This window comes from Paraburkholderia sp. NPDC080076, assembly GCF_050281145.1.
GTDB lineage: Bacteria > Pseudomonadota > Gammaproteobacteria > Burkholderiales > Burkholderiaceae > Paraburkholderia.
In genome coordinates this window covers 379,283-402,790 of the sequence record NZ_JBNNWQ010000008.1, presented here as the reverse complement: position 1 = coordinate 402,790, position 23,508 = coordinate 379,283, and the positions used below count along the sequence as shown (strand labels likewise).

The 23,508-nt window shown below is 60.8% G+C and carries 25 protein-coding genes; 11 read left to right on the top strand and 14 right to left on the bottom strand.

Annotated features, from left to right (window positions below; genetic code table 11):
• Nucleotides 1–56 precede the first annotated feature (56 nt).
• Nucleotides 57–944 carry an IclR family transcriptional regulator gene (locus tag ACQKRQ_RS29675; RefSeq protein WP_427481152.1) on the top strand — a complete coding sequence of 296 codons (888 nt, stop codon included), beginning with the start codon at nt 57–59 and terminating at the stop codon, nt 942–944.
• On the top strand, nt 941–1,819 hold the full coding sequence (locus tag ACQKRQ_RS29670; protein ID WP_427481151.1) for an IclR family transcriptional regulator: 879 nt from the start codon (nt 941–943) through the stop codon (nt 1,817–1,819). Before ACQKRQ_RS29675 ends, ACQKRQ_RS29670 begins: the two co-directional genes overlap by 4 nt.
• A gap of 41 nt (nt 1,820–1,860) precedes the next feature.
• Here the strand turns inward: ACQKRQ_RS29670 and ACQKRQ_RS29665 are convergent, their stop codons facing one another.
• From ACQKRQ_RS29665 to ACQKRQ_RS29655, 3 genes are all read right to left on the bottom strand, one after another.
• Nucleotides 1,861–2,724, bottom strand: coding sequence for a MurR/RpiR family transcriptional regulator (locus tag ACQKRQ_RS29665; protein WP_408177307.1), 864 nt, complete (start codon nt 2,722–2,724; stop codon nt 1,861–1,863).
• A 172-nt stretch (nt 2,725–2,896) separates the two neighbouring features.
• Nucleotides 2,897–3,979 carry an ABC transporter ATP-binding protein gene (locus ACQKRQ_RS29660; RefSeq protein WP_106300048.1) on the bottom strand — a complete coding sequence of 361 codons (1,083 nt, stop codon included), beginning with the start codon at nt 3,977–3,979 and terminating at the stop codon, nt 2,897–2,899.
• A gap of 65 nt (nt 3,980–4,044) precedes the next feature.
• A complete protein-coding gene (locus ACQKRQ_RS29655; RefSeq protein WP_427481150.1) occupies nt 4,045–4,818 on the bottom strand; it encodes an SDR family oxidoreductase in 774 nt (257 codons plus the stop codon).
• A gap of 279 nt (nt 4,819–5,097) precedes the next feature.
• Here ACQKRQ_RS29655 and ACQKRQ_RS29650 point away from each other — a divergent pair, with 279 nt between their 5' ends.
• From ACQKRQ_RS29650 to ACQKRQ_RS29640, 3 genes are all read left to right on the top strand, one after another.
• Nucleotides 5,098–6,330 carry an ABC transporter substrate-binding protein gene (locus tag ACQKRQ_RS29650; protein WP_132378942.1) on the top strand — a complete coding sequence of 411 codons (1,233 nt, stop codon included), beginning with the start codon at nt 5,098–5,100 and terminating at the stop codon, nt 6,328–6,330.
• A gap of 157 nt (nt 6,331–6,487) precedes the next feature.
• A complete protein-coding gene (locus tag ACQKRQ_RS29645) occupies nt 6,488–7,378 on the top strand; it encodes a carbohydrate ABC transporter permease (RefSeq protein WP_132378944.1) in 891 nt (296 codons plus the stop codon).
• Entirely contained in the window at nt 7,375–8,226 is an 852-nt protein-coding gene (locus ACQKRQ_RS29640; RefSeq protein WP_132378946.1) for a carbohydrate ABC transporter permease, read from the top strand. The genes ACQKRQ_RS29645 and ACQKRQ_RS29640 overlap by 4 nt, the downstream gene beginning before the upstream one ends.
• 112 nt (nt 8,227–8,338) lie before the next feature.
• Here the strand turns inward: ACQKRQ_RS29640 and ACQKRQ_RS29635 are convergent, their stop codons facing one another.
• Complete coding sequence (locus ACQKRQ_RS29635; RefSeq protein WP_408177310.1) at nt 8,339–8,632, bottom strand: DUF1330 domain-containing protein; 294 nt, start codon at nt 8,630–8,632, stop codon at nt 8,339–8,341.
• Between the two features lie 256 nt (nt 8,633–8,888).
• Here ACQKRQ_RS29635 and ACQKRQ_RS29630 point away from each other — a divergent pair, with 256 nt between their 5' ends.
• Nucleotides 8,889–9,560, top strand: coding sequence for a DsbA family oxidoreductase (locus tag ACQKRQ_RS29630; RefSeq protein ID WP_132378950.1), 672 nt, complete (start codon nt 8,889–8,891; stop codon nt 9,558–9,560).
• A gap of 149 nt (nt 9,561–9,709) precedes the next feature.
• On the opposite strand, the gene ACQKRQ_RS29625 is transcribed toward ACQKRQ_RS29630, so the two are convergent.
• Nucleotides 9,710–10,075 (bottom strand): hypothetical protein, encoded by a 366-nt coding sequence (locus ACQKRQ_RS29625; RefSeq protein ID WP_427481149.1) that lies wholly within the window; start codon nt 10,073–10,075, stop codon nt 9,710–9,712.
• A 283-nt stretch (nt 10,076–10,358) separates the two neighbouring features.
• On the opposite strand from ACQKRQ_RS29625, the gene ACQKRQ_RS29620 reads away from it, so the two are divergent.
• Entirely contained in the window at nt 10,359–10,766 is a 408-nt protein-coding gene (locus ACQKRQ_RS29620; RefSeq protein ID WP_427481148.1) for an MOSC domain-containing protein, read from the top strand.
• Nucleotides 10,767–10,852: 86 nt separating this feature from the next.
• Here ACQKRQ_RS29620 and ACQKRQ_RS29615 read toward each other — a convergent pair whose 3' ends face one another.
• Nucleotides 10,853–12,013, bottom strand: a complete 1,161-nt coding sequence (locus tag ACQKRQ_RS29615; RefSeq protein WP_427481147.1) for a porin — start codon at nt 12,011–12,013, stop codon at nt 10,853–10,855.
• Nucleotides 12,014–12,635: 622 nt separating this feature from the next.
• On the opposite strand from ACQKRQ_RS29615, the gene ACQKRQ_RS29610 reads away from it, so the two are divergent.
• Complete coding sequence (locus ACQKRQ_RS29610) at nt 12,636–13,079, top strand: Fur family transcriptional regulator (RefSeq protein ID WP_132378956.1); 444 nt, start codon at nt 12,636–12,638, stop codon at nt 13,077–13,079.
• A gap of 24 nt (nt 13,080–13,103) precedes the next feature.
• On the opposite strand, the gene ACQKRQ_RS29605 is transcribed toward ACQKRQ_RS29610, so the two are convergent.
• The gene (locus tag ACQKRQ_RS29605; RefSeq protein WP_427481146.1) at nt 13,104–13,583 is read right to left on the bottom strand and encodes a hypothetical protein; all 480 of its coding nucleotides are present in this window, start codon (nt 13,581–13,583) and stop codon (nt 13,104–13,106) included.
• A gap of 352 nt (nt 13,584–13,935) precedes the next feature.
• On the opposite strand from ACQKRQ_RS29605, the gene ACQKRQ_RS29600 reads away from it, so the two are divergent.
• Entirely contained in the window at nt 13,936–14,988 is a 1,053-nt protein-coding gene (locus ACQKRQ_RS29600) for a tetratricopeptide repeat protein (RefSeq protein ID WP_427481145.1), read from the top strand.
• Nucleotides 14,985–15,197 carry a hypothetical protein gene (locus ACQKRQ_RS29595; protein ID WP_427481144.1) on the top strand — a complete coding sequence of 71 codons (213 nt, stop codon included), beginning with the start codon at nt 14,985–14,987 and terminating at the stop codon, nt 15,195–15,197. The genes ACQKRQ_RS29600 and ACQKRQ_RS29595 overlap by 4 nt, the downstream gene beginning before the upstream one ends.
• 26 nt (nt 15,198–15,223) lie before the next feature.
• Here the strand turns inward: ACQKRQ_RS29595 and ACQKRQ_RS29590 are convergent, their stop codons facing one another.
• The 3 genes from ACQKRQ_RS29590 to ACQKRQ_RS29580 all read right to left on the bottom strand — a co-directional run bounded on the left by ACQKRQ_RS29590 (nt 15,224) and on the right by ACQKRQ_RS29580 (nt 18,406).
• Nucleotides 15,224–15,808, bottom strand: coding sequence for a nucleoside 2-deoxyribosyltransferase (locus ACQKRQ_RS29590; protein WP_427481143.1), 585 nt, complete (start codon nt 15,806–15,808; stop codon nt 15,224–15,226).
• Between the two features lie 197 nt (nt 15,809–16,005).
• Nucleotides 16,006–16,446: a hypothetical protein gene (locus tag ACQKRQ_RS29585; RefSeq protein WP_427481142.1), complete on the bottom strand. Its 441-nt coding sequence runs from the start codon at nt 16,444–16,446 to the stop codon at nt 16,006–16,008.
• 268 nt (nt 16,447–16,714) lie between these two features.
• The gene (locus ACQKRQ_RS29580) at nt 16,715–18,406 is read right to left on the bottom strand and encodes a purple acid phosphatase family protein (RefSeq protein ID WP_408291767.1); all 1,692 of its coding nucleotides are present in this window, start codon (nt 18,404–18,406) and stop codon (nt 16,715–16,717) included.
• A 525-nt stretch (nt 18,407–18,931) separates the two neighbouring features.
• Here ACQKRQ_RS29580 and ACQKRQ_RS29575 point away from each other — a divergent pair.
• Nucleotides 18,932–19,459 (top strand): OB-fold protein, encoded by a 528-nt coding sequence (locus ACQKRQ_RS29575; protein ID WP_427481141.1) that lies wholly within the window; start codon nt 18,932–18,934, stop codon nt 19,457–19,459.
• An 87-nt stretch (nt 19,460–19,546) separates the two neighbouring features.
• On the opposite strand, the gene ACQKRQ_RS29570 is transcribed toward ACQKRQ_RS29575, so the two are convergent.
• From ACQKRQ_RS29570 to ACQKRQ_RS29555, 4 genes are all read right to left on the bottom strand, one after another.
• A complete protein-coding gene (locus ACQKRQ_RS29570; protein ID WP_132378974.1) occupies nt 19,547–19,771 on the bottom strand; it encodes a hypothetical protein in 225 nt (74 codons plus the stop codon).
• Between the two features lie 136 nt (nt 19,772–19,907).
• Nucleotides 19,908–20,327 (bottom strand): hypothetical protein, encoded by a 420-nt coding sequence (locus tag ACQKRQ_RS29565; RefSeq protein ID WP_427481181.1) that lies wholly within the window; start codon nt 20,325–20,327, stop codon nt 19,908–19,910.
• Nucleotides 20,328–20,357: 30 nt separating this feature from the next.
• Nucleotides 20,358–22,292 (bottom strand): putative bifunctional diguanylate cyclase/phosphodiesterase, encoded by a 1,935-nt coding sequence (locus ACQKRQ_RS29560; protein WP_427481140.1) that lies wholly within the window; start codon nt 22,290–22,292, stop codon nt 20,358–20,360.
• 231 nt (nt 22,293–22,523) lie between these two features.
• Nucleotides 22,524–23,462 (bottom strand): LysR family transcriptional regulator, encoded by a 939-nt coding sequence (locus ACQKRQ_RS29555; protein ID WP_408177326.1) that lies wholly within the window; start codon nt 23,460–23,462, stop codon nt 22,524–22,526.
• Nucleotides 23,463–23,508: the final 46 nt, after the last annotated feature.

The following is a 23,508-nucleotide window of genomic DNA, read 5'->3' as shown; positions in this document are numbered from 1 at the left end:
ACACAAATTGCCAGAGGCCTAAGATGAGGATAGAAAGGCACAGGCCATCGGTTAACATGGACCCTTTTTTACGGACGAGCGCGGGTGTGAGCAAAGCAGCGAAATCGCCCACGGGCAAAGGCACAGGCGGCAGCGAGACGACGGACGGCGGCAAGACGCAGCGCGGCATTCAGAGCGTCGAAGTGGGCGGCCGCGTGTTGCTGGCGCTCGCGCAGGCGCGCACGCCGCTCGCCTTGTCCGACCTCGCCAGCGCCGCGCAGATCGCGCCCGGGCAGGCGCACGCCTATCTGGTGAGCTTGAGCCGGCTGGGTCTGATCAAGCGCGACGAGCTTTCTGGCCGCTACGAACCCGGCCCGCTGTCGTTGCGGCTCGGTTTGCTGCATCTGGAAAACCAGCCGGCGTTTCGCGCCGCCGTGCCGCGCGTGGCCGCGCTGGCCGAAGCGATCGGTTTCAGCGTCGCGATCTGTATTGCCGGGCCGCAAGGGCCGACCATCGTTCGCTATGAGCACGCGGGCTTTCCGTTGCACGTCAATTTGCATGTGGGCACGGTGATGTCGTTGCCGGCTACGTCGACGGGACGGGTGTTTTGCGCTTATTCGCGGCGCGAGGTGCTTGACGCAATGTGGGCGAATCAATCGGACGCGATTGGCAACGCCATGACACCGCCTGACCAAAGCACCGCCTTCGAAGCCACACTGGACGCGATCCGCGCGCGCGGCCTGGAGTGCAGCGTGGATGCGCCGAGTCCGGGCATCAGCAGTCTGAGCGCGCCCGTGCTGGATGCCGACGGCCGCTTGTCGCTCGCGCTGACGGTGATCGGCTCGACCGGCGCGATCGACGCCGCCGCCGACGGTCCGATCGCGCGCACACTGCTTGCCGCGGCGCGCGACATCGGCGCCGAACTGGCAACCGCACCTTCCCTGCTGGCTTCTTCCGCATCGTGACCGATTCTCTCGACACATCTTCCCGCACTTCCGGCGATGCCAAACCTCAGCGCGGCATCCAGTCGCTCGATAGCACGGGAGAGTTGTTGGTGGCGCTGGTCGCGGCGGCGCGGCCGCTGAATCTGCGCGATCTCGCGGCGGCCGCCGGCATGCCGCCGGCGAAAGCGTTTCCGCACCTGGTGAGCCTGCTCAAAATCGGCTTGCTCAATCGCGATGCGGCGGGCTGTTTCGAAGCCGGGCCGCTCGCGCTGGAACTGGGTTTGATCGGTTTGCAGCGCTTGTCGCCGACGCGTGAAGCGGAGCCCGAGGTGGTCGAACTGGCGGCGTCGACGGGCATGAGCGTCGCGATGGCGGTGCTCGGGCCGCTTGGGCCGACCGTCGTGCGCCTGGAGGAATCGGCGCGGCCGCTGCATGTGAGCCTGCGGGTCGGCACGGTGATGTCGCTGGCGAATACGGCGATCGGCCGCGTGTTCGCCGCCTATGTGGCGGACGACGTGCGCGCGGGCTTGCTGGCGCAGGATCATCTGCGGTTGGCGGGCGCGGATGCGGCCGATGTTTTTGCGGGGAAGGCGAAGTCGGCAGCCGCCACGGACGCAGCGTCTGCTTTGCCGCCGCTGACGAAAGCCTATGCGCAGCGTCTTGCGCAAATCCGCGCGGACGGCATCGATACGGCACTCAGCCGGCCTGTGCCGGGCATCAATACGTTAGCCGCGCCGGTGCTGGATCATACAGGCAGCATCTGCCTGGTCCTGGCGTTGATGGGCCCGAGCGGCAGCTTCGATAGTGAATTGACGGGCGGCCCGGCGCAGACTTTGCGCGCCGCGACGTCACGCTTGTCGCGACGTTTTGGGTGGATGGCGGCGGCTGCCGAGTAATCAAAACTGCGCGGAAATCGACAAGCGACTTTCGCGGCCGCTCAATCCCCCGCCGCCTCCGGCTCATGCGACGCCAACCTCGCCTTCGCATGCCGCATCTTCTCGAGCGTCTTCGGCCCGGCTTTGAGCGCGACGCCAATCGCCAGCGCGTCCATGATGCACAGATGCACGAGCCGCGACACGCCCGGCGTATTCGGATCGATCGGGCTCGGCACGCGCAGCAGCAGCGCAATATCCACCAGCCACGCCAGCCGCGAGCCGACATTCGTCAGCGCAATCGTGGTCGCGCCACGCTCCTTGGCAATCTGAATGCTTTCGTTGACTTCGACACTGCGGCCCGAATGTGAAATCGCAAAGGCGACATCGCCCGGTTCCATGAGGCCCGCGTAAAGACGCTGAAGATGCCCATCCGTAAACGCAGTGGATGCAATATCGAGCCGCAGAAACCGCAGCGCCGCATCTTGCGCGACCAATCCCGAACCCGAACCGACGCCAAAGAAAAACACCCGCCGCGCGCTCGACAACGCAGCAATCGCACTCTCGACTACCGCCGGATCCAGCGCGCCACGCGCATGCGTGATGCCGTCGACCGCCGCCTCGCCCACCTTGTCCATGAGCGTCTGCACGTCGTCGTCGCGCGCCACCGCCGTGGATGCATACGGCAGCCCGCCCGCCACGCTCTGCGCCAACTGCATCTTGAAGTCGCGCAGACCATGCGCACCGATCGCGCGGCAAAAGCGCGTGACGGAAGGCTCGGACACGTCCGCGCGCTGCGCGAGTTCGGTGATGCTCGCGCGCATCGCGAAGTCGACGTCGCTCAACACCATGTCGGCGACCTTACGCTCGGCGGGCCGCAAACTGGCGAGTGCGCTGCGGATGTGGGGAATCAAGTTCGGTGCGGACACCCGGTGTTCCTTAAAAGCGCCCCCAGACCTCTGTCGCTTCGCGCGAGGCCCCCCGAGGGGATGAGAAAACTTGGGGCGGCCCGGCGTCTTCTCACGGGTTAAATGAATCCGCGTCGCAGCTTCAGCGAGCCCGAGGCAAGCTCGTATCGACCTCAAAACAGCAACACGCGGTTCAGACCAGCCTGCGTCCACTCTCCGTATCGAACAGATGAATATGTTCGGCCGGCAACCGCAGCGTCACGCGCTGGCCGGGCTCGATTTTCGAGCGCTGACGAGTCGTCACGCACCACGTGCTGCCGCCTATTTTCCCGTACAAGTGAGTCTCCGCACCAGTCGGCTCGACCACTTCGACTTCCATCGTCGCGTCGGGTGTCGGCGTCATGGTTTCGATGTGTTCCGGCCGCACGCCGAGCGTGACCTTCGCGCCGACCACAGCCGACGCGGGCGCGCCTTCCAGCACGATCTCGCCACCGTCCGTCAGATTCAGCGCGAGGCCCTGACCTTGCGCGCGGCTCGCGATCACACCTTCGGCGAAGTTCATCGACGGCGAGCCGAGAAAGCTCGCCACGAACAGATTCGCCGGATGATCGTACAGTTCCAGCGGACGGCCGATCTGCTCGATCCGTCCCGCGTTCATGACGACGATGCGGTCCGCCATTGTCATGGCTTCGATCTGATCATGCGTGACGTAGATCACCGTATTTTTCAGCCGCTGATGCAGCGCCTTGATTTCGGTGCGCATCTGGACGCGCAGTTTGGCGTCGAGATTGGACAGCGGCTCATCGAACAGGAACAGCGACGGCTCGCGCACCACCGCGCGGCCCATTGCCACGCGTTGCCGCTGGCCGCCCGACAGCGCGCGCGGCAAACGGTCCAGATAGCCGCCGAGGTTCAGCATCTTCGCGGCGGCTTCGATCCGCGGCTTGAAACTCGCCGACGACTCCTTGCGAATCCGCGGCCCGAACGCGATGTTTTCGTAGACGGACAGATGCGGATACAGCGCGTAGCTCTGGAACACCATCGAGATATTGCGCTGCTGCGGCGCGAGACTGTTCGCGCGCGTGCCGCCGATCATCAGGTCGCCGCCGCTGATTTCCTCGAGCCCCGCCACCATGCGCATCAACGTGCTTTTGCCGCAGCCCGACGGCCCGACCAGCACGACGAACTCGCCGTCGTCGATGTCGAGATCGATGCCGTGCACCACTTGCGTGTCGCCATAGCGTTTGAAGATGCCGCTCAGTTGCACTGCTGCCATGCTGTCCTCATCGTCTTGCTTCGTTGACTCGATCTCGTGCTACTTGCAATGTTGCCGAGCGCGGTTCAGAGCGATTCGAGCGTCAGTTCTTCCGCCATCAGACGGTTGCCGGCCATCAGGCCGCCGTCGACCGGTAATGCAACGCCGGTAATTACGCGCGCCATCGGTGAGGCGAGAAACAGCACGGCGTCGGCGATGTCGTCAGGTGTCGCGAAGTCGCGCAACGGGTACCACTTTTTCAGATCCTCGAAGACCCGCGGATTCTTGTCGACGCGCGCCTGCCACGCCTGCGTCTTCACCGTGCCGGGACACACGATGTTCGCGCGAATCCCGTAGCGGCCGAGTTCGAGCGCGAGCGCCTTCGTATAACTGATGAGCCCGGCCTTCGCCGCGCTGTACGCCGGATGACCGAGCGCGGCCATGCCGTTCACCGAACCGATCAGCACCAGCGCGCCCCGTTGCCGCTCGATCATCGACGCGCGCACGGCCTCGACCGTGTGAAACGTGCCGTTCAGATTCAGATGAATGTCGCGCTGCCAGCTCGCGACATCCGTCGTGGCAAGCGTCAGACCTTGTGCCGCGCCCGCGTTGGCGACCAGCACATCCACCGGAGCGCGCACCTTGACCGCGGCGGCCACGGCTTGCTGCACTGCGGCGGCGTCGCCGAGATCGACCGCGATCGGCGTGACGTGCGCCTCGCCGAGTTGCGCGGTCAAAGCCTTCAGCGCGGCGGCGTCGATGTCGAGCGCCAGCACTGTATCGCCCTGTTCCACGAAGCGCCTGCACAACACGCTGCCGATGCCGCCGCACGCGCCCGTTACCAACACCACACGATTCATGTCCGCCTCGCTCTTCAACCGCGCCGCCAGCACCGGATTAGCGTGTAAATTTCTTACAAACCAAGCTTGGCGCAGTTGTCTAGTCATCCCGAAGATTGGGTATCCGTGACATCACGCTATGCAGAATACCCCTGCTTTACAGCATCTTATGCACAAAACTGACCGGGAAGAAATATGGCAGACCCTACGTGACAAGCTATTTTGCGTCATGTAGGATTTTTTCAAACAATTCAACCCGAAGCGGCCGGCGACGGCAGCAAACCACCCCAGGAGAGAGAAATGTCGTTGCATGCCCGTGCTTCCCTCGCGCTAGGCAAAATTGCCGTGGCGCTCGCGTTTGCAGGTATCGCCGTCGCGGCTCACGCCGACACGGTCCGCGTGACCGTCGCCCACTACAGCGACGCGACGGCACCGTACTTCGAAAAGATGGCCCGTAACTTCGAGAAGGCCAATCCCGGCACGACCATCAAGATCGAAGATGTGAACTGGGACACGCTGCAACAGAAACTGCAAACAGACATTTCAGGCAACGCCAACGCCGACCTCGCTATCGTCGGCACACGGTGGCTGCTCGACTTCGTGAAGGACGACGTCGCCGAGCCGCTCGACGGCTATATGGACGCCAGCTTCAAGAGCCGCTTCATCGGCCCGTTCCTCGCGCCGGGTGAAATCAACGGCAAGGTGTACGGCCTGCCGATCGCCGCTTCCGCACGCGCGCTGTACTACAACAAAGACCTGCTCGCGAAAGTCGGCTATCCCGACGGCCCGAAGACCTGGAACGACGTGATCGAAGCGTCGAAGAAACTGAAGGCGCAGGGCATTGCCGGCTTCGGTCTGCAAGGCAAGGAAATCGAAACGGACGTCTACTATTATTACGCCCTGTGGACCAATGGCGGCGACGTGGTCGGCAAGGACGGCAAGGCGGCGTTCAATTCGCCGGCCGGCATCAAGGCCGCCACGCTCTACAAGACGATGATCGACCAGGGCCTGACGCAGCCGGGCGTAACCGGCTACAGCCGTGAAGACGTGCAGAATCTGTTCAAGCAAGGCCGCGTCGCGATGATGATCTCCGCGCCGTTCCTCGCCAAGCAGATCAAGAAAGAAGCGCCAAACCTGAAGTACGGCATCGATCCGATTCCGATGGGCACGGCACACGCCACCTACGCCGTCACGGACTCGATCGTGATGTTCAAGAACTCGAAGGTGAAGAAGTCGGCGTGGAAGTTCCTCGACTATCTGTTCACGAAGGAACCGCGCGTGGAGTTCACCACGACTGAAGGCTTCCTGCCGACCACCAAGGCTGAGGCAACCGACCCGGCGTTCAACGATCCGGACACCAAGGCCTTCGTCGCGCTGCTGCCGACCGCCCACTTCGCACCGACCGTGACCGGCTGGGAAGACACCGCCAAGGCCGTGACCGATGCAATGCAGTCGATCTACCTGGGCAAGGCGAAGCCGGCTGACGCATTGAACGCGGCGGCCACGCAAGCGAACAAGTCGCTCGGTAAGTGATCACGCAGCACAGTCGTACTGATCTCGTAGTGATCTGCTGAACCCGGAACGCGCGCCGCCACTACGAAGGCGGTGCGCGTTTCGCTCGTAATGCACTATCCGGCCCATCCCGACGCGCCTGCTCATCAATGCGGACGCGCCTTACGATCGAGCACGCATGAGCCGTTCCGCTTCTTCGCGCCTGCAAGCGCCCTGGTTGCTGATCGCGCCGAGTCTGGTACTGGCGCTCTTCATCATCAGCTATCCGATTTTCAACATCGTGTGGCAATCGCTGCACGAGGTCTCGCGCTTCGGCGCGATTCGCGATTTCACCGGTCTGCGGAATTTCTACACGATCTTCAGCGACCCCGCGTTTCTTGCCGCCGCCAAGCGGACCATTGTCTGGACCGTGTGCGTGGTGGGCGGCACGGTGCTGATCTCGGTGCCCGTCGCGCTGGTGCTGAATCAGGATTTCTACGGGCGCGGCGTGGCGCGCACGATCGTGATGCTGCCGTGGTCCGTCTCGCTGACCATGACCGCCGTGGTCTGGCGCTGGGCCTTCAACGACGACTACGGCATGGTCAACGTCACGTTGCAGCGGCTCGGCTTGATCAGCGGTCCGATTCATTGGCTGGCCACGCCGGAACTCGCGTTTCCGGTCGAAATCGCAGTCGGCATTCTGGTGTCGATTCCGTTTACGGTGACGATTCTGCTGGGCGGTTTGTCCTCGGTGCCCGGCGATATTTACGAAGCCGCTCGCATGGACGGCGCGAGCGCCTGGCAGCAGTTTCGCAAACTCACCATGCCGCTGTTGCGGCCGTTCATCAACATGACGATTCTGTTGAACGTGATCTACGTGTTCAACTCGTTTCCGATCATCTGGGTGATGACGCAGGGCGGCCCCGACAACAGCACGCACATTCTCGTCACGTATCTCTACGAGCTCGGTTTCCGGCTCGGGCGCCCCGGCGAAGCTGCAGCGGTGTCACTGATCATGCTCGTCATGCTGTTCGTTTTCTCGATCGCCTATCTGCGCCTGCAGCCCGCGAAAGAAGGAGATCCGTCATGAGTCTCAGCGTCAAGATGAAGCGCTCGCTGTGGTGCTGGCTCGCGCTGTCGCCGCTAATCGTGGTGGTGCTGTTTCCGTTCGCCGTCATGCTATTTACGGCGTTGAAGCCGGCGTCCGAGATTTTTGTCTATCCGGCGCGCTGGTTGCCGGTGCATTGGCAGTGGAGCAATTTCTCCGACATGTGGGTCGCCGCCAATTTCGGCGTGGCGCTACGCAATAGCACGGTGATCAGTTTGCTCTCGACCGCGCTTGCGCTGGCAGTCAGCTTGCCGGCGGCGTATGCGTTGGCCAGGTTTCCCTTTCGAGGACGCGGGCTCTACCGTCAGTTTCTGCTCGTCACGCAGATGTTGTCGCCTATCCTGCTCGTAGTCGGCTTGTTCCGGCTGGCAGCGATGATTCCTTATGGCGACGGCAACCTGGTTGACTCCAAGATCGGCGTGATCGTCTCTTATGCGGCCTTCAACATCGCGTTTGCCGTGTGGATGCTGTCTTCGTACTTTCAGACGGTGCCGCGCGATCTGGAAGAGTCGGCGTGGCTCGAAGGATGCGGACGGACCAAGGCCGTCTTCAAAGTGTTCCTGCCGCTCGCGGTGCCGGCGATCGTCGTCACTGCGATCTTCACGTTCATCAACGCGTGGAACGAGTTTGCCGTCGTGTACACCTTGATCCGCTCACCGGAGAATAAAACGCTGACCGTGCAGGTCACCGACATGGTCGCCGGGAAATACGTGGTCGAGTGGCATCTGGTGATGGCCGCTACGCTTTGCGCGACGTTGCCGGTTTCGGTGGTGTTCGCGTGGTTGCAGCGGTATCTGGTGAAGGGGCTCGCGCTGGGCGCGGTGAAATAGATTCGGTGGCAAGCGCGGCAGGCGGTGGCCTGCCGTTGCATTGCATCACGCTGGATTGCCGCCGTTGGGCGCGAACCTGCCTAAGCAGGTCGCGCTCGCCGCATCTTTTGCGTTACTCCGTGCCGCGCACAATCCGCAGATCGCGCTCGACGCCATCGCCCAATGCCGCCAGCGCCTTCTTGTAGAGTTCGCTTTCGTAAGCCGCGACGGCTGCTTCGTAGGTCGGAAACTCGATCACGACCGTCCGCTCCTTCAAGCCCTGCTCACGAGCCTCGTCCGCCACGCCACGTACGATGAACTTGCCACCGGCAGCCGCCACGGCGGGCACGGCAAGCTGCGCATATGCGCCAAGCTTGGCCGCGTCTTTCGTCGCGCGATATGACGTCACCCAATATCCCTTGCTCATTTGAAGCTCCTATCAACGTTGGAAAAGCAGTCGTTGTCGTGCCCGACGGCGAAGAGGGATTATGACGCCTGCCGGCATCCCTGTTGCTCGCATGGTCAACGGCTCCAACTGCGGTTGGTGAATTGTAAGGCGCCGGCTCGCGTTCCGTCACGAGGGCGGTCCTGCAAATACTCGCAATTCAGGTTACGCTGTTTGCGGCCCTCGCTCTGGCACCAAGCCGGCCACGCAACAGATTCTTCCCATTAGGACCACCGCAATGACACAACCGCTCACAATCGATTTTGTCTCCGATATCGCCTGCCCATGGTGCGCGATCGGCCTCTCCTCGCTGCAACGCGCGCTCTCGCGCCTTGGCGACACGGTCGACGCGCAAATCGTCCTGCATCCGTTCGAGTTGAATCCGGACATGGGACCGGACGGCGAGACCATTGTCGACTATCTCGGCAAAAAATATGGGCGCACGGCGGAGCAAATCGCTGAAACGCAGGCGGCGATTCGCGAGCGTGGTGCGAGCGTTGGCTTTGCCTTCGGCCCGCGCACGCACGTCTACAACACCTTCGACGCGCATCGCCTGCTGCATTGGGCCGGCATCAAGGGTGCGCAGTTGCCGCTCAACCTGGCACTGTTGCGGGCCTATCACGGCGAAGGCAAGGACACCAGCAACCACGAAGTGTTGATCGAAGCGGCGCAATCCGTTGGGCTCGACGCCGCGGAGGCACGTGACGTACTGCAAAACGGAACCTATGCCGCGGAGGTTCGTGCGGAGGAGCGGAATAACGAGGCAATGGGGATTCAATCGGTGCCGGCCACTATCCTCAACCGTCGCTATCTGGTGAGCGGCGGACAGCCTGTCGAAACTTTCGAGCAAGTCATCCAGCAGATTCTTGCTGAAGCGAAGGACGAAGGTTCACAAGCCGCGTCGCGCTGAACGTTCTCCATGCACCGGCAACATCATGCGTGCCGGAAACCGGCGGCATGTGGCGAGGGAGTCACTTTGGCGTGGAGTGCAGTACGTGCCCAGACGCTCAACCCGCACGTGCTACCGTGACGATCGCGTTTCGGAGACCTGAGTCCCGCTTACGGCGACACCATCCCGTTGAGTCGCGTCTGATCCTGCTCGTTGTTATAGAGCTGGTTGTTGTACCGGCGGTTTTCATACTGCCGGTTTTCATACTGCCGGTTTTCATACTGCCGGTTTTCATACTGCCGGTTTTCATACTGCCGGTTCTCGTATTGCCGATCGAAATACTGACGATTGTTGTACTGACGGTCCTCGTACGCACGATTATTCGCCGCGCGATCTGAATACGAGTCGACTCGCAACATGAATAGCGCCTGCGCCGCAGGAGTTTGAGCGTGCACCTGCTCGTTCATATGGACACACGCAACAAGCGCCACGATCACAGATAGCGAACGACGCGTAGTCGCTTTCGGCAAGTTCATCAATCCTCCTGGTGATCGATTCCCGGACTCCGCCCATGCTAGCCGGATCCTGCGATGTCCCAACTGGCGCATCGCGAAGGCCCGTCACGTCTTCCGAAGATCGGACGGCAAAAGGCCGGTCCGCCGTCGACGGGTGGCCTTGCATCAAACACGTCATAATCGAAGCGCGCGCCCACCACAGAACCTTTTCAGAAAGATGCCGCTCAACCCCGAATCTCCGCTCGCGCGCCTCATGCTCGCGCCCGTTCGCCCAGGTAGCGTCGTCTGGCTCGGCGTACGATCAATGCGCCGCGAACCGATGCGAGTCGTCGAAACCGTGGAGGCGCGCGTTGGCCACGGACTTGCCGATGATCACTACAGCCGCGCCGGTGGCAACAGGCAGGTCACTCTGATCGAGACAGAAAGCCTGGCTGCTATTGCGAGTCATTTGGGGCAAAGCGCGGTGTCGCCCCTGAATCTGCGACGCAACATCGTAACGTCAGGTATCAATCTCTATGCGCTGAAGGCACGCCGCTTCCGGATCGGCGACGCGATTCTCGAAGCCACGGGCGAATGCCACCCTTGTTCCCGCATGGAAGAAGTGCTTGGAACAGGCGGATATAACGCGGTCAGAGGATTCGGCGGGATCACCGCGCGCGTGGTGGAAGATGGGACGATCGGGCTTTTGAGCCAGATCGTTCCGATCGACTGAAGACCGCGAGCATAGCGCTCGCGGAATGACGCATGCCCGGCAGCAGCCAGGCATGCATCTTCGCAGACTACTCGACACGAACCTGCTTAGAACGCGTGACGCACCCCCACGGTGACTGCCACTTGCGTGTTGGTCGAAGACGGCGACAACGTGTTGATCATGGCATGCGAGAGTACGGAGTCCGCCGGCGCACCATGCACGTTCTGATAGACGCCTTCGAGATAGAAGTCCGTACGCTTGCTGATCGAGTAATCGGTCTGCAGCATGGCCGTGTTCCATCCCGGCGACGAACCGTTATAGGCGCCATGCGTGTACGTGTACTCGCCGGATACGCTCAACGCCGGCGTAAGCGCGTACTTTGCGTTCACCTCGTAGTTGTCGAGACGCAGTGAACCGGCCAGCGATCCGGCAGACGGGTCGCCCGAACCGAGATAGCTGCCCGTGCCGAACGAGAACACGCCCGACGCGTTGTCGATCTGCGTGTGGCTCCAGACCAGCCCGACAGTGGCCGGCCCGAACGTGTAGTTGCCGCCCAGCGACCAGATACGCTGGCGTTGTGCGAGGAAGTTCGCGCTTGTATCGCTCGAAGTCACCGCGCCGCTGCCGTTGCCCGCGTTGTTCAATTGCAGATAGCCGGCGGCAAGATTCACCGGACCTTGCGCATACGAAACGCCAAAACCGTATGACCGGTTATTCCCGAAGTCGCCGGCCTTGTTGCTGAACGAATACATCGTTTCGAACGTAACGCCGCGGTAGGTCGGGCTCGCGTACTTGACCGAGTTGTTGATCACGACCGAATTCGCAGCAAGATTGTCGTTCTCGAACGGATGCGCGGCCATGCTGCCGCCCCACGTGTTGAACTCCGCCGTGAGCGGTCCGACGAGGTCGTTCATCACGTCGAACTGGCGGCCGAACGTCAAGGTGCCGTACGGATCGCTTTGCAGGCCGACCCACGCCTGAGAGCCGAAACCATCACCGGAGAATGCCTGAGCGCCGTTGTTCAGCAGGAAACCTTGCTCGAGTTTGAAGACCGCGTGCAAGCCGCCACCCAAATCCTCCGAGCCCTTGAGACCGAAGACCGTGTTCTGGGTCGAACTGCTCACTTCCTGCCAATTGCTGTGCCCAAACTGATTGTTCGTGTAAACCAATCCGGTATCGATGAGGCCATAGAGCGTCACGCTACTTTGCGCATGCGCCGACATCGTAAATGCGCCGAAGAGCGCGGCCGCGAGTAAAGATTTTTTCATACTTTGTTGGCTCCGAGATCAAGCGGTAATTGAGGGTATCAATTGCTCTTTCCACCAGCGCCATGCACACGCATGCAATACATTTCCAACCGTTGTTGCGCAAACCGCGAGAAGCATAAGTAATTATTGGATGTTTATTGCGCGACACATCATTTCAATGGCTTTGCCATGGTGCGCGCTTATCTATTGCATGGTTTTCATATCGGCTGTGGACGCGTACTAGCCAGCGCGGCGGTAAACGAGCCCCCCAATCATAGGGCGATGAAAATAAATGAGGTGTCAAAAAAAATAAGCCGCGTGGCGTCAAAAGAACAATGAGGGGGCGAAGCTTAACGCGTTGCGGGATCCGCCAGGAGTCAGTGTGGCGCGATTTTGACGGCAACGCCGAGCGAAAGGAATACGTAATTTAGCCAAAAACAGGCCGTTTGAGTTCATCGGTTTGCGACTGTCCAATGCTTCCCGAAACTGGCGCTTAAGGTTCTCTTAAGGAGCCGGCTTACATAGTTCGGCCACTCGCGGTTCGTCTTGCCGAAATAGCGCGACGTCATTCCCACCGACTTCTTCATCGCGGCGACCTTGAATCCAACAGGTCGGCCGCCGCTTCTCGAATGCCACGACGTCCATGAAAATTCATAGAATTCTGGAGCAAGCCCGCCTGCGGCCCACGTTCCCACGAGTCCTGGTGCTGGAGTTTTTTCATGAGCACGCTCGTGACCACTTCAGCGCTGAACAGGTCTATAAGCTTCTCAATGAAGACATGCGCAACATGAGCCTCGCCACGGTCTATCGTGTGCTCGGTCAACTCGTGGATGCGGATTTATTGTCCGGCGTGGCCTTTGGCGAAAGCCGCATGGTCTACGAACTGAATGACGGAACCCGGCACGATCACCTCGTCTGCACGGTCTGCGGTCGAATCTATGAGTTCTTCGATGCGGAAATCGAGGCGCGACAGCAGTCCGTCGCGAACAGTCTCGACTTCACGGTGACGGGACGTCAGTTGGTTCTGTTCGGCATTTGCGCCGGGTGTAGAAAGAGCGGCGCGCAGACGCGAGCGATGACGAGATAGAGACGCGCGACGCCGCTCATCGATTCATACTTGCGCCGCAGCCGCTGCCGCCGCAAGTGCGCGGAAGTTTGCGGGCGTGGCAAAGGCGAGATACTGCTTCTGCATCTCTTCCGTCAACACCTCGATCAGCAGAACGTTTTCGATCCACAATTCGATCACATCGAAAAAGTTGCGCCCGCGCGTGCAGCGCACCGCGCGCCAGCCTTCTCGCTCGCCGATCGCGAAGACTTCCTCGGGGGACAGTTTGCTCGCAATGGCAATGTGAAATGCGCTGTATCGCGGAGCAGTGCTCGAGCCTGGCACAGACGAAACCTGTTCGCCGTCGGGGCTGAGCACGCGATCGTTGGGATAAGTCTCGATGATCGAGCCACGGTCGTCGCCAGCTATCGCCATCCACGAATCGGGAAAGGAAAGGAACGGTGCGTGAAATCCGCCCCACAGTTCGGCGATGACACGTGCGACGTTTTCCGGATTGCGAGCCGGGATGGAAGCATGAAACAGCATGAGTGACCTCCGTCGAAAATCTACATGAAGGTTCGGTCCTTGTATTGCGTTCTAAAGGCGGCCTTTGAGCCATTCTCTTTTTGTTGTCGTATGCGTCGGCGCGTGTCGCGCATAGCACGCGCACTCGTGGCGTTCAGGAGCTGCGTTGCCACGCACGGAGCATTCCGCGAATCTGCAATACATGCGCATCGGGCGGCGATACTCCCACTTGGCGGATGCACCGTCAAGTGGGAGTATCACCGCCACTTTCGTGTGATGAATAGCACTGCGATTCGCGACCTTTTTTCTTTCTGGTGGTCGCGGATCGTCTTAACTAAAGCGGAGGAATCGGCATCGAAACAAGGAGGCCGCCATGGGCGTGCGCGTTCGGCCAAAAGGATTGCATGATCAGGAAGCCAACGTCGCCAGACAGGCGGAGCAAAACGCGAGTTCGGCCGCGGCCGACAAGCATAAGGCCGCGGAACTGGCCCGGCAGCAAGGCGCATTGGCGTTCTTTACCGACACCGAGGGCGCGCTCAAGGCTTATCAGCGCGCCGCCAGATACGAACCGGACGATCCGGACACGCTGATTTTCATCGGCGACTTGCAAGACCGCCTCGGCCAGACACAGCAGGCGCTGACGACATTCGATCAGGCGCGTGCGCTGCTCGAACGAAAGCGGGCAGCGTCGCCCGACAACGCTACTCTGCTAAGCGACCTTGCGGTAGCGCATGACCGGATGGGCGTCGAGATCCAGAAGCAAGGCGACCTCGAGAGCGCGCTTGCGCACTTCAGACAGGCGCTTGCCATATTGCAGGAGCTGGTTCAACAGGATCCGGGCAACCAGGAGTGGCAACGCGATCTTGCCGTCACGCGTGACTCGATTGGCGCCGTTCTTCAATCGGCGGGAAAGATCGCAGAGTCTCTCGCGGAGTTTCGGCAAAGCATGGCGATCATCGAATCGCTTGCTCGTAACAAGCCCGACGATGTCGATCTCCAGCTCGATCTCGCACTGGCGGGCTCGCGCATCGGCGACAGCCTTCTCGAACAAGGTGACTTGACCGGTGCATTGGCTTCGTATCGCCAGGCAGTGACGGTGGCCGACGCACTCGATCGACGCGGTCTGGCTGATCCGGCTAAACCGCACAATTCTTCGCCCAGAATCATGACCGTAGCCGAGGCGCGATTTTCCGCTCATCAAAGGCTGGGCATTGCGTTGGAATCGAAGGGAGACTATGAGGGCGCGCTGGCGGAGTATCAGACCGCGCTGAACATCGCCCAAGCGCAGTCGCAGAAGGACCCGAACAATGTCGATGGGCAGAAAGAGATTCTGTCCGCACATTTGCGTCATGCGGACGCACTCATTGCACGCGGTGACAACGACCATCGAGCCTATCGCGATAGAGTGATCCAGACAATGCGATGACCCAATCGACATTAGCGGAGGCGTATTTTCTGCTGAGTAAATTGAGCGCCACACCAGACGAGCAGCGCGATTTCCGCAACCGGACGATCGAAATTCTCACGAAGCTGAAAGACCAAGGGAAGCTCATGGGCACTTTTACCCCCATGCTGCAAACGGTACGAGCCGATGCAAGCGCGGACTCCGCCGCACTTTCGCAATCTTCCAAATAGAGCGCCCGCCCCGCAGGCATCATGCCTTATGGCTTCTTGAAAGTGCTGTACAGCGTCCTCGCAAGCGCAGTCAACTCGCCACCACCCTCGCGAAGCGACGCGATCTCCGCACCGTTCTCCAACGTTTGCTCCACGCCGCGACTCCGATCGCGCGCGACGGCTTTCACAATGGCCTGCGGCAGAGCCGACAGTTGATCGACCACGTCGAAATCGCCTAAGCCCGTGAGCATCGGATTGTCGGAGCCACTGAGCATGGAGCGTGCATCAGCCTTGAAGAGAACAAGCGGCTTGCCCGCATGCCACGCAAGCGACGCCTCGACAACCGTGCCTTCATCGGCAACGCGGCCGTTGAGATTGGCGACCACCGCATCGCAACGCCTGAGCAGTTGATAGGTATCCAGGCTGAAGATCGCGCGGTCGAGCATGTGCGCGGCCTCTTCAACCGACGCGCCGAGCTTCTCGAGTTCCGGCTTGAGCTTCGCGAACTCGAGACCGTCGCGATGCGGAAGAAATGTCGTCAAACCCGCAGCCTCCAGCGTGGCTGCAATTGACTCCATTTCGGCCCGTTCGGCTGCGTTGAAGAGCGGCCCTGCGCAATACACTCGTGGCATCTTTCTTCGTCTCCTGAGGATGGAGGAAATCGTAAAGTACCCTCGCAGCGCGTGTCGGCATGCGACTGCGGGGACCGTTTACGATAACCATCGACGAAGCAATGTCAATGCAGCGTGTCGGTCACGCCTTGCCCGGCGCAATTGGCGCGCGGGCAAGTCCCTGTGCTATGAACCAGGTCGCCCTCTCGCTCTTCCGCTCAGTCGTAATGTCGATGCTTGTGATGACGCTTGCCCGACCGGTTGCCGCGGGAATAGTCGTCGGCGTACGAGTTGGAGCGCGAGATGTTGCCGCCGAGCGCCGAACCCGCGCCGCCGCCCAATGCAGCGCCGACGAGACCGCCGCCGCGACCGCCCATCGCATTGCCAGCCGCCGTGCCCGCGCCGCCACCAAGCGCGCCGCCGATAATGGCGCCCGTGCGTTCCCTGCGATTCGACGTGACCGCGCCGCCGGCGCCGCCGCCCACTGCCCCGCCGAGTACGGCGCCCGTGCTGCCGCCGACCGCGCCGCCCAGCGCAGCGCCGGCGACACCTCCGAGCGCGCCGCCAAGCGCGTTGTTCATATCGCCGGCCATTGCCGACAAGGACGCCGAAGCCGTGAGCGCTGCAACGGCAACAATCTTGAGGATTTTCTTCGACATAACAAGCTCTTTCATTGTTGTTGACGGCGCCGAGTATAACCGCGCTTTTGAAAGGCCTTTGTAACCACGTCACTTCGCATCGGTAAGACGTGTAACAAAATGATCGAAGGGTTGAGAGCAGAGGTTTTTACAGCCTCAAGCCAAACAGGATGAGAATCCGGCCAGTTGCTTTTTCATATCCTACGGATAGCTAATCATATTGACGATCGTGCCGACGATACTGGCGAACCGCCGTAGACCGGCAGCCCGCCAACCGCTGATTTGAATCTTATCCGCGACGCTTCTTTTTCAACTCGATGGTCTCGAACAATTCGTAGTTCTGCGTCGGCGTTTGATCCGCGCCTGGCGCGTGATAGTAGTTCATCGTGACCGTGGTCTCGCCGCCCGGATGCCCCGGATCATGATCGAACACCGCGATGCCATAACCGGTGCCGGTATCGCGTTGCGCCGACCAGATCGCATCTTCCACAGCGTCCGCATTCGCGCGCACGAAAGTCCCGGCTGTCGTGCCGGCCACCGGGCGATTAGGGCGCGTGAAAATACGCGCCTGCGGCAGTCCCGTGCCGGCATCCAAGCCATAGACATCCAGCGGCGCGCTCGTGCCGCCGCCGCCGAGAATCAGGTGAATCGTGCCGTGGCTCGTATCGAACGTGGATGCGCCCGACGACACCGCCGACATCACCGGTTTCGGCTGCAATGTATCTACCGGCCGGCCCGTCGCGATGTCGGTGCCCTTGTTGTGGTTGCAGCCGCGCACGGGATAACTGCGCTCGTAGTCGTGATCGTGGCCGCACAGCACCAGGTCCACGCCGTAGCGATCGAACAGCGGCAACCAGGCCTCGCGGATACCTTTATCGGAACCGTTGCCCGTCTTCGACGAACTCAGGGCGTCCTGATGCATCTGAACGATGATCCAGTCGACCTCGTCGTCTTCGGAGGCACGGTGCAACGTCTTCTCCAGCCAACGCGTCTGCTCGCCGGCGCTATAGCCGCGCACATAGAGCGACGTACCGGGTTGTATAGGCGGATTGCCGGTGCTGGCCACCGGCACCAGCGGATCCGGGCCGGCAACGAACGCGGCCGCGTCCTGATACACGACGTCGTCCGCATCGAGCGAAATGAACAGCACGGAACTCACGCGAAAGCTGTACCAGCGGCCCTGAAAGCGCGTGTGATTATCCGGCAGCGTATAGCGCGCGAGATACGAGGCGAGGCCTTGTTCGCCGTTATGGAACTCGAGCTCGTGATTGCCAGGACACGGCATCCACGGCCGGTTCGACGCGGACGTCTGGCAGTTGTTGCCGAAGTCGCGCCACACATCAGGCTGGTGCGTCGGATTTAGATTGGCATAGCACAGGTCGCCATTGAGCAGGTGGAACAGCGGCTGAAAGCGCTCGACCGCCTGCACCGCGAAGCGGCTTTGCGGCGACGACAGAACCCAGCCGGTATTCGGCGTCGCGAGATCGCCATAACTTGTCCAGCGAAACGGCGCGCGTCCACGCGGCGCAGTACGGAAGTTCGCGGTGAAGGGCTGAGCCGCGTTGCTGTCGTTCTCGGCGGTCACCTCGTATTCGTAACTCGTATCGGGTTTCAGATCTCGCAGACGCGCGTGATATGTGAACACGACCTCGCCGTTGAGGCCGTCCGTATAGGTGCTTTGGACGCCATGCACCGTATGTTTCCCCTCGCGCGCGCCGCTGACGCGCACCTGCGGGTTCACTGCCGGCGCAAGCGACGCCCACGACACCGTGACCTCGTGGGTCGGATCATTGCCCCAAGTGAGGTGGACTTGCTCCGGTGTACCGTCAGGTGCGCTGTTCGCCGCGCGCGCCGCCGATGAAAGCGTGCCCGCCGCCGTAGCGAGACTGGACGCACCGGCAAACTTCAGAAACCCACGACGCGAGACGATGGAAGCGCCTTGATCGGTCGGCGAAGCCTTAGCGATTTTTCTGTTCGACATGTCTGGAGTTGTTGTACGGGGGTGGAAGGACGCCGACGCATAGGACGGACGCACCGCGTTCTGCGTGAACCGCGAGTGCGCTGAAGACCGGCGCGCAACGGGGGACGACCAGCCATCGTAGTCGCCAGGCTATGACACTCGGATGAAACCGCCCGATGCGGACAGTTTCATACTCCCACATCTGCATTGCAAATCAGATGATTGACAGCTTGGTAGACCGATATATATCATTTGAAAAAGACCAAACGCATCTCATAAAATCATTCATTCAAAAGTCATTTTTGATATGCATTTCGACATGCAGCGCAGCTAGAAATAATTACCGAGTGGCGTGTGCGGTGAACTTCGTGCGCGTTCAAATAATTGATTTTTATAACTTTTATCGACCAAAAACCAGAGTACGGGCAGATTCCAGGCTTTCCGCCTTTAAACACATTTCAATTTCACAACCAGACCGCCAGCATTAACAGCAGGCGGCGGGGATTCGCGCGCCCCTAGCTGCGCTTCGGACTGAGTTATATTGCCATGAATACAAAAATGAAATACACGGCGGCAACGTTATTGATCGCGGCACTGCTAGGCGGTTGCACGTCAATGGACGGCGCGATGTCCTCGACCTCGGATTTCCTCGACACCACTGGCGATGTCCTGAGCGGAGATTTCCGCGGATTGACGGCCGCACAGCGGACCACGATGACCGAGATGGCCGTCGACTGGAAGCAGAATGAAAATAACGCAAAGAAGAAATGGGACGAGCGCCGGTTGGTCGTGACCGGTATCGTCACGCGCGTCACGCATTCCGACGGGTTTGTCGGAAAGCCGGGCAAGTATGTGATCGTGTTCAAGGAGCCGTCCAATCCGAAGTGCATCGGCGTGGCGACGACCCGCGATGATCTGATGGTGAACGACAAGCGGACCTCGGTGTACAAAACCGGGGACCGCATCGACGTAACCGGCGTGCTGCAGACACGCGCGGACGTCGATTCCGATGGCGCCGCTTGCCATTTCGCATTTGAACATGCGAGTTTCGCGTTGAATACCGCCCCGCGCTAGGGCAACCACCAGCGACGGCAAGCGCGCCGAAGCGTTGCCGGCGCATGTATTCCATCATGGATCATGCGGCCAGCGGCGAACCACCACTCACGTCTGCGGATTCGTGTCGTCCGTGGGCTGGGTGTTGTCGGCGACGTCCTGCTTGTCGTCGTCTTTCTTTTCCATCATTGATTCCAGCTTGCCGGCGCCTTCAAAACCGGCGATAGCGGCGATGCCTTTCGTCAGCAAGCCCGCTTCCGGATCCACTTTTTCTGCCGCTTCAACGGCGGCGATCGCCCCCGCGATCTTTCCTGCTTCGTCCAAGAGTCCCATGTCGCTCTCCTCGAGAAAAAGTGAGCTTGCATCGTCTCATGAACTCGACGCCCTGTCGTCAAATGTAAAACCGAAATGACGATTAGCTGACGCCGCGCAGAGACGCGACGAACTTTACGCTTAGTAAGCGTGACGGCTATCGTTTGGGCGGTTGCGGATTATTCGCCGGATTGGTATCGAATCTGGAGACGCGTTGTATTCCGTCTTCACGGACCAACTGCAATAGTTCGTTCTCCATGTTATCGGCGACATCTTTGCCGTAGACCTCGTCGCCATTCACATAAACGGTAAACGATTGCAGGTACTTCGCCTTCTTCTCCGGGTTTTCGATCGTCTCGCGGGTCCATTGATAGAGCGGATAGTTTTCCGTACCTCGCTGCTCTGCTTCGCTCACGTAGTCGGCGAAGGCATCGAACTGGCATTTCAACGTTGCGTCGTGCCTGCGCAGAACATCACGAAGCACGCTATGCGAAGCACACGTTGGGTCGGCACGCAACGCGTCGGCAAATTCGGGCGAGACGGTGATCCGTAGCTGGAATTGCAACGCGGGTTCCATATTCGCCTCGGTGTCGGCATTCATGAACGCTCAGTCCTTATCCGCGGAATGCGCGGCAACCTTTTCTTCGATGCGCGCAATCTCGTGCCCCTGCACTGGCTTGCCGAGCAGAAAGCCTTGAGCATGCGTGCATCCGCATACGCGCACGAAATCCAGTTGCTCTTGCGTCTCGATGCCTTCCGCCGTAGTCGGCATGCCGATTTCGCGCGCCAACGCCACGATGCCACGCACCACTGCCGCCGATTCCCGACGATGCACGGACTCCTTGACGAACGAGCTATCGATCTTGAGCTTGTCGAACGAAAAGCGCACGAGCGTCGACATGGTCGAGAAGCCGGTGCCGAAATCGTCGAGCGCGAGACCGATGCCCAACGCGCGCAGCCTTCCGACGTTGCGCCGGGTCACGACATCGTCGTTCAGCAGCACCGTTTCCGTGACCTCGATATTCAGGCGCTGCGGCGGAAGCTTCGTCTTGCGAAGAATTCCCGCAACCACCGACGCAAACAACTCCTCCCGCAATTGCACCGGCGATACATTCACGGCGACGGTCACCCTGTCTCGCCAGGTCACCGCCTCCTGGCACGATTGCAGCAAAGCCCATTCGCCCAATAACAGAATGAGGCCCGTACGTTCGGCGGTAGGAATGAAGGCGGAAGGGGAAAGCTCGCCGCGCGTGGGATGGGTCCAGCGCATCAGCGCCTCGCGGCCGGACACGGCACCGCTGCTGAGATCGATGATGGGCTGGTACTCCATGCGCAAACCGCTGAACGAGTGCAGTGCGCCTTCGAGGTCGCTGCGCAGAAGGCTCAGGCTTTCATCCGACGCGTGTTTCGCAGCATCGAAAATAGCGTATGCGCTTTTGCCGCTGCGTTTCACGGCATACAAGGCGCGATCGGCACAAATCAGCAGTTGCGGGCCGGTCCTCGCGTGTTCGGGATAGAGCGAGACGCCCACGCTCGCGCCGATATGCACCAGCGCCTCGCGCAGCGCGAATGGGCGCGCCAGCGTCTTTACGATGCGGTCCGCCAGATTGCGGACCTCGCGCGCCTGCCCCGTACCATCGGAAAGCGCCACGAATTCATCGCCGGCCAGACGTCCGACGAGATCGCCGCTCGGCAACACCTCACGCAAGCGAATTGCCGCTTCCTGAAGAATCTGATCTCCGGCGGCATGGCCCAGGCTGTCATTGATGGCCTTGAAACCGTCCAGGTCGATCAGTAGAACAGCGAACGATTGATCGTTGCGTAGCGCGCCCATCTCCGTGCGCTCGAGCAGCAGTTCACTGATTCGCGCGCGATTGGGCAAACCGGTGAGGCTGTCGTGATGCGCGAGCCGGTGGCTGTTTTCCCGCGCCAGAAGCAACGCGACTGTGTCGCGATTGCTGCGCAGCGCAACCGTAAAGAAGCCGGCAGCGCAGAACGGCGCCTGAAAAAGCAACACAAGTTTGCCGGAGCCGGGAGACAGCGCCGCACCGAGAGCCAATAGCCCAAGAATGAAGGTGATTTGCAGCAATACGAGCCGTGGCGTGCCCGCATTACGTCCGGCCAGTCCGCCGATCACGCCCACTGCGCAGACGTTGCCGAGCAGGAAAAGTGTTTGGTCTCCGCTAATGTTGCACAGCAAAGTGCCATAGCCGAACAGTGCGCTCCAGAGCAGGCTTGCGAACAGAAACGCGGAGGTCGGTGTCGGCTGACCGTTGGCGCTGCGCGAGCAGCACAACCAGATTAACGCGAGCCGCGCGATCAGCAATGCAACAACGGCGCAGCCCCAACTCGCGTAAAGTGCCTTGGGATAAAGGTAATAAGCGGTGGCGCAGACGCTGATTTCGCAAATCGACGCGAATACGATCGACGCGGTTCGCGTGAACAGATTGGCAAGCAATATCTGCCGATTGTCCGCGCTCAGATCCTGAGAGGAAGAGACGACCCACTTAAAAAATGGAGACCTTGGTTCGCTGAAAGCCATGACCTACGCATTTTTGATGGTTGATGAATCGAAACCCGCGCGTATGGCGATTATTACGTAAACATTGAGGATCGGGTTAATTCGACTGAGGAAACACGCCGTCTCCGTCAATGAGGAAAAAATTACGTATGGCATGGTCGTCTGTGCGCGCGTTTAACAGCGCATGTGCCAAGGTCAGGCACTTTCGACGTATTCACGCAGAACGGCGATGGCGGCCGAACTCGATGAGATTTACCGTGCGCCACGCGGCCTGCGCTTGGTCCGCGCCTCTTCGCGCTGAACATCGGCGTGCTCGCGGATCATATCGATCAGCGCCCGTAACCCGGCAGGCACGTGACGACGGCCGGGATAGTACAAACACAGGCCGTCCAGCGGCGGAGTCCAGTCTTCCAGCACGCGCACCAGCGTGCCCGCCTGCAGATCCGCGGCGACATTCCATTCGGTCAGATAGGTCACGCCGAGGCCGGCGCGCGCCGCTTCCAGCATCAGACCCGGTTCGTCGAGCGTCAGCGCGCCTTTTCCGTCGATACGCACCGTCTCGCCGCGGCGCTCGAATTCCCAATGGTAGATCGCGCCGCTCGGCATGCGCGTGCGGATGCAGCGGTGCGCGAGCAGGTCGGCGGGCACGCGCGGCGCTTTGTGCTGCGCGAAATAAACGGGACTGCCAACGACGGCGAAGCGTTGCTTAGCGCCGAACGGCACCGCGATCATGTCCTGCGGCACCGTTTCGGCCAGACGGATACCCGCATCGAAACCTTCGACGACGATGTCGATCAGCCTGCCCTCGGTCACGAGATCGAGTTTCATGTCGGGATAGCGCGCCAGAAACGCGATGAACAGCGGCATGGCTTGCCTCGCCGCGCCCACCGACGCATTGATGCGCAGCGTGCCCGACAACGTGTCGCGAAAGCTGCCGGCCTGTTCGATCGCAACGCGGATCGTCGAGAGCGCGGGCGCCACGCTGTCGACGAATTGCGCGCCCGCTTCCGACAGCGACACGCTGCGCGTCGTGCGATTGAAGAGCCGTACGCCGATACGCGCTTCGAGCGCCGCAACCGAGTGACTGAGCGCGGAGGTCGACACGCCGAGCTCGGTCGCCGCCGCCCGAAAGCTGCGATGGCGCGCGACGGCCAGAATGGCCTCCAGCTCACCCAAACCCGAAGTTTTCATTGTCTCAAATCGCTCAACGTGACGTGCTTGATTGTACGGCTAGTCA

What these genes read in the sequence shown, in the direction of transcription:
- ACQKRQ_RS29675 (WP_427481152.1), top strand. Translation starts at nt 57, where the DNA reads ATGGACCCTTTTTTACGGACGAGCGCGGGTGTGAGCAAAGCAGCGAAA.
- ACQKRQ_RS29660 (WP_106300048.1), bottom strand. Translation starts at nt 3,979, where the DNA reads ATGGCAGCAGTGCAACTGAGCGGCATCTTCAAACGCTATGGCGACACG.
- ACQKRQ_RS29655 (WP_427481150.1), bottom strand. Translation starts at nt 4,818, where the DNA reads ATGAATCGTGTGGTGTTGGTAACGGGCGCGTGCGGCGGCATCGGCAGC.
- ACQKRQ_RS29650 (WP_132378942.1), top strand. Translation starts at nt 5,098, where the DNA reads ATGTCGTTGCATGCCCGTGCTTCCCTCGCGCTAGGCAAAATTGCCGTG.
- ACQKRQ_RS29645 (WP_132378944.1), top strand. Translation starts at nt 6,488, where the DNA reads ATGAGCCGTTCCGCTTCTTCGCGCCTGCAAGCGCCCTGGTTGCTGATC.
- ACQKRQ_RS29640 (WP_132378946.1), top strand. Translation starts at nt 7,375, where the DNA reads ATGAGTCTCAGCGTCAAGATGAAGCGCTCGCTGTGGTGCTGGCTCGCG.
- ACQKRQ_RS29635 (WP_408177310.1), bottom strand. Translation starts at nt 8,632, where the DNA reads ATGAGCAAGGGATATTGGGTGACGTCATATCGCGCGACGAAAGACGCG.
- ACQKRQ_RS29630 (WP_132378950.1), top strand. Translation starts at nt 8,889, where the DNA reads ATGACACAACCGCTCACAATCGATTTTGTCTCCGATATCGCCTGCCCA.
- ACQKRQ_RS29625 (WP_427481149.1), bottom strand. Translation starts at nt 10,075, where the DNA reads ATGAACTTGCCGAAAGCGACTACGCGTCGTTCGCTATCTGTGATCGTG.
- ACQKRQ_RS29620 (WP_427481148.1), top strand. Translation starts at nt 10,359, where the DNA reads ATGCGCCGCGAACCGATGCGAGTCGTCGAAACCGTGGAGGCGCGCGTT.
- ACQKRQ_RS29615 (WP_427481147.1), bottom strand. Translation starts at nt 12,013, where the DNA reads ATGAAAAAATCTTTACTCGCGGCCGCGCTCTTCGGCGCATTTACGATG.
- ACQKRQ_RS29610 (WP_132378956.1), top strand. Translation starts at nt 12,636, where the DNA reads ATGAAAATTCATAGAATTCTGGAGCAAGCCCGCCTGCGGCCCACGTTC.
- ACQKRQ_RS29605 (WP_427481146.1), bottom strand. Translation starts at nt 13,583, where the DNA reads ATGCTGTTTCATGCTTCCATCCCGGCTCGCAATCCGGAAAACGTCGCA.
- ACQKRQ_RS29600 (WP_427481145.1), top strand. Translation starts at nt 13,936, where the DNA reads ATGGGCGTGCGCGTTCGGCCAAAAGGATTGCATGATCAGGAAGCCAAC.
- ACQKRQ_RS29595 (WP_427481144.1), top strand. Translation starts at nt 14,985, where the DNA reads ATGACCCAATCGACATTAGCGGAGGCGTATTTTCTGCTGAGTAAATTG.
- ACQKRQ_RS29590 (WP_427481143.1), bottom strand. Translation starts at nt 15,808, where the DNA reads ATGCCACGAGTGTATTGCGCAGGGCCGCTCTTCAACGCAGCCGAACGG.
- ACQKRQ_RS29585 (WP_427481142.1), bottom strand. Translation starts at nt 16,446, where the DNA reads ATGTCGAAGAAAATCCTCAAGATTGTTGCCGTTGCAGCGCTCACGGCT.
- ACQKRQ_RS29580 (WP_408291767.1), bottom strand. Translation starts at nt 18,406, where the DNA reads ATGTCGAACAGAAAAATCGCTAAGGCTTCGCCGACCGATCAAGGCGCT.
- ACQKRQ_RS29575 (WP_427481141.1), top strand. Translation starts at nt 18,932, where the DNA reads ATGAATACAAAAATGAAATACACGGCGGCAACGTTATTGATCGCGGCA.
- ACQKRQ_RS29570 (WP_132378974.1), bottom strand. Translation starts at nt 19,771, where the DNA reads ATGGGACTCTTGGACGAAGCAGGAAAGATCGCGGGGGCGATCGCCGCC.
- ACQKRQ_RS29565 (WP_427481181.1), bottom strand. Translation starts at nt 20,327, where the DNA reads ATGGAACCCGCGTTGCAATTCCAGCTACGGATCACCGTCTCGCCCGAA.
- ACQKRQ_RS29560 (WP_427481140.1), bottom strand. Translation starts at nt 22,292, where the DNA reads ATGGCTTTCAGCGAACCAAGGTCTCCATTTTTTAAGTGGGTCGTCTCT.
- ACQKRQ_RS29555 (WP_408177326.1), bottom strand. Translation starts at nt 23,462, where the DNA reads ATGAAAACTTCGGGTTTGGGTGAGCTGGAGGCCATTCTGGCCGTCGCG.